Below are 4,802 nucleotides of genomic sequence, written 5' to 3' on the forward strand. Positions count from 1 at the left end.
GCTTTGGCGGGCAGGACGGCGGGCGCCGCAGGAACCGCGACGTCGGCCGGAACCGGAGTGCCGGCGTCGAGCGCTGCAGCGAAAGACGCCGCATCGGGGAACGCAACGGTGGCGCGCATGCCGTCTTCGGTGATGGTCCAGCCTGACCGGCCCTTGACCAGCCAGCCTGCCTTGACCAGTTTCGCCGTGGCGGACGTGAGCGCCTTGTGGCCACGGGGAATGCCGCCGGTAAGCAACGCCGCCTCGTGGTCACTGAACGGCACGCGGGCGGTGGCTTCCGCCAGGACCTCCCCGGCGTTCAACGTGTCGCCGGACCACACGCCTTCGGTCAGGACGTTCAGTACGGTCTTGAGTCGGAGGTTGGTGTTATCTGCGGTGGACTTGGCCATGATTCCCCTTGAGTAATGCGATCGGTCTCTAGGCATCCTGCCAACAGCTTGTTAATCGCGCGACTTGAAATGGTTAACTCTGCGTGTCGTGACCATCTATGACGCGGATTACGCCGGAACTGAGGCAGGGGTCTCGGAAAGGGGCTGTTTGCTCAACCCTGCGCGCTGGTAACTGGGTACCGCCGGACGCTTCCCGGACACGCCTGTGCACCAGTCTAAGTGAGCGGGCGGCGTGGAGCTATACGCCGTTCAGCTCGTTCAGGAGCTCCGTTTTACGCTCCTCGGAAGCGAACGATGAGTTGATGGAATGGGCGGCGAGCCGTACCACGTCGAACTCGGACAGTTCGAACACGGTCCTGAGCTGGGCAAAGTTCTCATCCACGTACCCGCCGAAATAGGCCGGATCGTCCGAGTTCACCGATACGTTCAGCCCCGCGGCAAGCATTGCCGGCAACGGGTGGTCCGCCAGCGTGTCCACCGCGCGCAGCCGGACGTTGGAGAGCGGACACACGGTCAGCGGCGTCCGCTCGTCAACGAGTCGCTCCACCAGTTCGGGATCGTCCATGCACCGGATGCCGTGGTCAATCCGTTCCACGCCCAGGATGTCCAGCGCTTCGATGATGTACGACGGCGGCGCTTCCTCGCCTGCGTGGGCGGTCAGCCGCAGGCCCGCTGCGCGGGCCTTGGCGAACAGCCGTTCAAACTTCGACGGCGGGTTGCCCACCTCCGCCGAGTCAAGGCCGATGGCCGCAATCGGAGCGTCCATGGCCAGCAGAGCATCAAGGACCTCCAGAGCGGATTCCTCGGACAGGTCCCGCAGGAACGCGGCGATCAACAGGGTGGAAATACCGAAGTCCTCCACGGACGTCGCAAGGGCCGAAGCCACGCCGTTCACGCAGGTCTCCAGCGGGATGCCGCGGGACAGGTGTGCCTGCGGGTCCATCATGATCTCCGCGTGCCGGACGCCGGCCGCGGCGGCACGGGTCAGGTACGCGCGGGTCATGTCGGCGAAGTCCTGCTCGGTCTGCAGCACCGCCATGTTGGCGTAATACAGGTCAAGGAAGGACTGCAGGTCGGTGAACTCGTAGCGTCCGCGCAGCTCGTCGAGGTCCGCGTACGGGAGGGTGATGCCGTTGCGCGCGGCCAGTTCAAAGATCAGCTCCGGTTCCAGGGTGCCCTCGATGTGCAGGTGCAGCTCGGCGACGGTCAGGGGCCGCAGCACCTCTGCCGGCTGGGCCTCGGTCAACTCTTCTTCGGTCAACTCTTCGGGAGCTATGGTCTCAGGCGCAGCAGTAGCGTCGGCAAAGGTGTTCATCCGGTCAGGATATCGCCCGCCGGCCGCATCGCGGCTAGAGTCGATCGATGCACAATGCTCAGCAGGCTGACTTTTCATCCCACGCCGGTTCCGGCCACCTCGCGGACGGCTTTGTCCGTGTGCGGGGCGCGCGGGAGAACAACCTGCGGAATGTGGACGTGGATGTGCCGCGCGACTCCATCGTGGCGTTCACGGGAGTCTCCGGTTCCGGGAAGTCCTCACTCGCCTTTGGCACCATCTATGCCGAAGCCCAGCGGCGCTACTTCGAATCAGTGGCCCCCTACGCCCGCCGCCTCATCCAGCAGGGCCACAATCCCAAGGTGGAGATGATCTCGGGGCTGCCACCCGCCGTCGCGCTTCAACAGCGCCGGGGCGCACCCAGCAGCCGGTCCACCGTGGGCACGGTGACCACCCTCTCCAATTCGCTGCGCATGCTGTTTTCACGCGCCGGAACCTACCCTGCAGGTGCCGCGCAGCTGGACTCGGACGCCTTTTCGCCAAACACCGCCGCGGGCGCGTGCCGGGAATGCCACGGGCTGGGGGTCGCGCACACGGTCAGCGAGCAATCTCTGGTTCCGGACCCGGCACTGACCATCCGCGACGGTGCCATCGCCGCTTGGCCGGGCGCCTGGCAGGGCAAGAACCTCCGCGACATCCTCAGCCACCTGGGCTACGACGTCGACGTGCCCTGGCGGAAACTGCCGAAGAAGCAGCGCGACTGGATCCTGTTCACCGAGGAACAGCCGGTGGTGGAAGTCACCCCGGAGCGAGACCGTGTTGCCAAGCCGTACAAGGGCCGCTTCTGGAGCGCCAAAAGCTACGTCCTGCACACCCTGGCGGACTCCCAGAGCGCTGCCATGCGCGAGCGTGTCCTGGCGTTTATGGAGTCCGGGCCGTGCCCGCTCTGCGGCGGCACCGGGCTCACGGCCGACGCCCTCGCCGTGTACTTTGCCGGGCGGACCATCGCCGAGCTCAACGCGACGCCGATGGTGGAACTGGCCGAGATCATCCGCCCCACCGCCGGCCTGAAGAAGGCCGGAACCGCGTCCCGCAAGCAGACGTCCGGGGAGGACAACGAAGTAGCTGTGGCCATCACCGCGGACCTCCTGAACCGCGTCACCGTGCTCCTGGATCTTGGCCTGGGATACCTCGCCCTGGGCCGCGCCACCCCTACCCTCTCCCCCGGCGAGATGCAGCGGCTGAGGATCGCCACGCAGCTCCGGTCCGGCCTGTTCGGCGTGATCTACGTGCTGGACGAACCGTCCGCCGGCCTCCACCCTGCCGATGCCGAGCCGCTCCTGGCGGTCCTTGACCAGCTCAAAGCGTCCGGCAATTCCGTCTTCGTGGTGGAACACAACATGGACGTGGTCCGCCGCGCCGACTGGCTGGTGGATGTGGGTCCCCGGGCCGGCGAGGGCGGCGGCGAGGTGCTCTACAGCGGGCCGGTTGCCGGGCTGGCGGCGATCGAGGCATCGGTCACGCGCCCGTTCCTGTTCAACGATGAAGTGCCCGACGTCGGCGCGCCCCACGAGAGCGACACGCCCGACGGCGGCGGCGGATCACAAGGAGGCCGCGCGCCTCTTGCGAACAGCATCAGGGAGCCGGACGGCTGGCTGGAGCTGGCCGGCATCAGCCGCCACAACCTCAGGGACGTTGATGCGCGGTTCCCGCTGGGCGTCCTGACTGCGGTCACGGGAGTGTCCGGCTCGGGCAAGTCCACACTGGTCAGCCATGTTTTGGGTGAAGTGGTGGGATCCGGGCTGAAGGACCACCCGGCACCCTCGGCAAAGCCTGCACCCTCGGCAAAGGCTGCAGCCTCGGGCAGGGCCGCACAGCCGGCAGATCCAGATGACGCAGGCCCGGCGACACCGTTGTCGGTGGGGCCGGTCAGCGGAGCGGAACGGATCGACAGGCTGGTGACCGTGGACCAGAAGCCCATCGGGCGCACACCGCGTTCCAACCTGGCCACGTATACGGGCCTGTTCGACGCGGTACGCAAGGAATTCGCCGCCACGGAGCAGGCGCGCGCCAGGCGGTTCGGGGCCGGGAGGTTCTCCTTCAACGTAGCTGGCGGGCGGTGCGAGACGTGCCTGGGCGAAGGCTTTGTGGCGGTGGAGTTGCTGTTCCTCCCGGGCAGCTACGGTCCCTGTCCCGAGTGCGGCGGTTCACGCTACAACCCGGAAACCCTGGAGGTGACCTACCGTGGCAAGAATGTGGCTGAAGTGTTGAGGCTGACCGTGGATGACGCGGCCGGGTTCCTTGCCGGAATTCCTGCCGCCGCCCGCAGCTTGAAGAGCCTCCGGGACGTTGGGCTGGGCTATCTCCGGCTGGGTCAGCCCGCCACTGAGCTGTCCGGCGGCGAAGCACAGCGCATCAAGCTCGCCACCGAACTGCAGCGTGCCCAGCGGGGCCACACCCTCTACCTCCTCGACGAACCCACCACCGGGCTCCACCCGGCCGACGTCGAGCTGCTGATGGCCCAGCTCCACGGCTTGGTGGACAGCGGCAACACCGTGGTGGTGGTCGAGCACGAGATGGCGGTGGTGGCCGCCGCGGACTGGGTCATTGACCTGGGGCCGTCGGGCGGGGACGCCGGCGGCAGGATCGTCGCCGCCGGAACCGCGGCCGACGTCGCGCGTTCACCCCACAGCCGCACCGCGCCCTACCTGGCGGCGGCACTTCCCCGGGCCGCAACCAGCCCGCCACCAGCCCAGACTCTTGCCGGCACCCCCGTTTGATATCCCCGCCATGATGTCCTAGCGTGAAATGCAGGCCCGTCAGGCGGGCCGATGAATGCCCGGTGCTGCCTCCACCAGAACTGCCCGGCCGGCAGACACCGAAAATGACCTCTATTCGTCAGGGGCGGGCAGTGGCGCGATAACGTCCGGGGACGGACCGAGCGCAGGTGGCCTTCGGGAGCATCAACACCATGAACAACACCACTATCCGTACTGTCGCGCGCCGCGGAGCAACTGTTGCTGCCATTTCCATGGCGGGGCTTGCGCTGTCCGCCACGGGAGCCAACGCAGCGAGCACCTCAACCTGGGACGCCCTGGCACAGTGTGAGAGCGGCGGCAACTGGGCCACCAACACGGGCA

At 67.2% G+C, this 4,802-nt stretch carries 3 protein-coding genes and 1 pseudogene; 2 read left to right on the forward strand and 2 right to left on the reverse strand.

Annotated elements, in window-relative coordinates; all coding sequences use genetic code 11:
* Both DBR22_RS23265 and DBR22_RS23270 read right to left on the reverse strand, forming a co-directional pair.
* A pseudogene (locus DBR22_RS23265) lies at positions 1-389 on the reverse strand (glycosidase); the annotation flags it as partial.
* Between the two features lie 238 nt (positions 390-627).
* On the reverse strand, positions 628-1,704 hold the full coding sequence (locus DBR22_RS23270; protein WP_108600917.1) for an adenosine deaminase: 1,077 nt from the start codon (positions 1,702-1,704) through the stop codon (positions 628-630).
* A 47-nt stretch (positions 1,705-1,751) separates the two neighbouring features.
* On the opposite strand from DBR22_RS23270, the gene DBR22_RS23275 reads away from it, so the two are divergent.
* Together DBR22_RS23275 and DBR22_RS25130 are read left to right on the forward strand one after the other, a co-directional pair.
* The gene (locus tag DBR22_RS23275) at positions 1,752-4,442 is read left to right on the forward strand and encodes an excinuclease ABC subunit UvrA (protein ID WP_108600918.1); all 2,691 of its coding nucleotides are present in this window, start codon (positions 1,752-1,754) and stop codon (positions 4,440-4,442) included.
* A 191-nt stretch (positions 4,443-4,633) separates the two neighbouring features.
* On the forward strand, positions 4,634-4,802 hold a 169-nt coding region (locus DBR22_RS25130), incomplete at its 3' end, for a transglycosylase family protein (RefSeq protein ID WP_219928165.1).

It is taken from the genome of Arthrobacter sp. HMWF013 (assembly GCF_003061105.1).
Classification (GTDB): Bacteria; Actinomycetota; Actinomycetes; order Actinomycetales; family Micrococcaceae; genus Arthrobacter.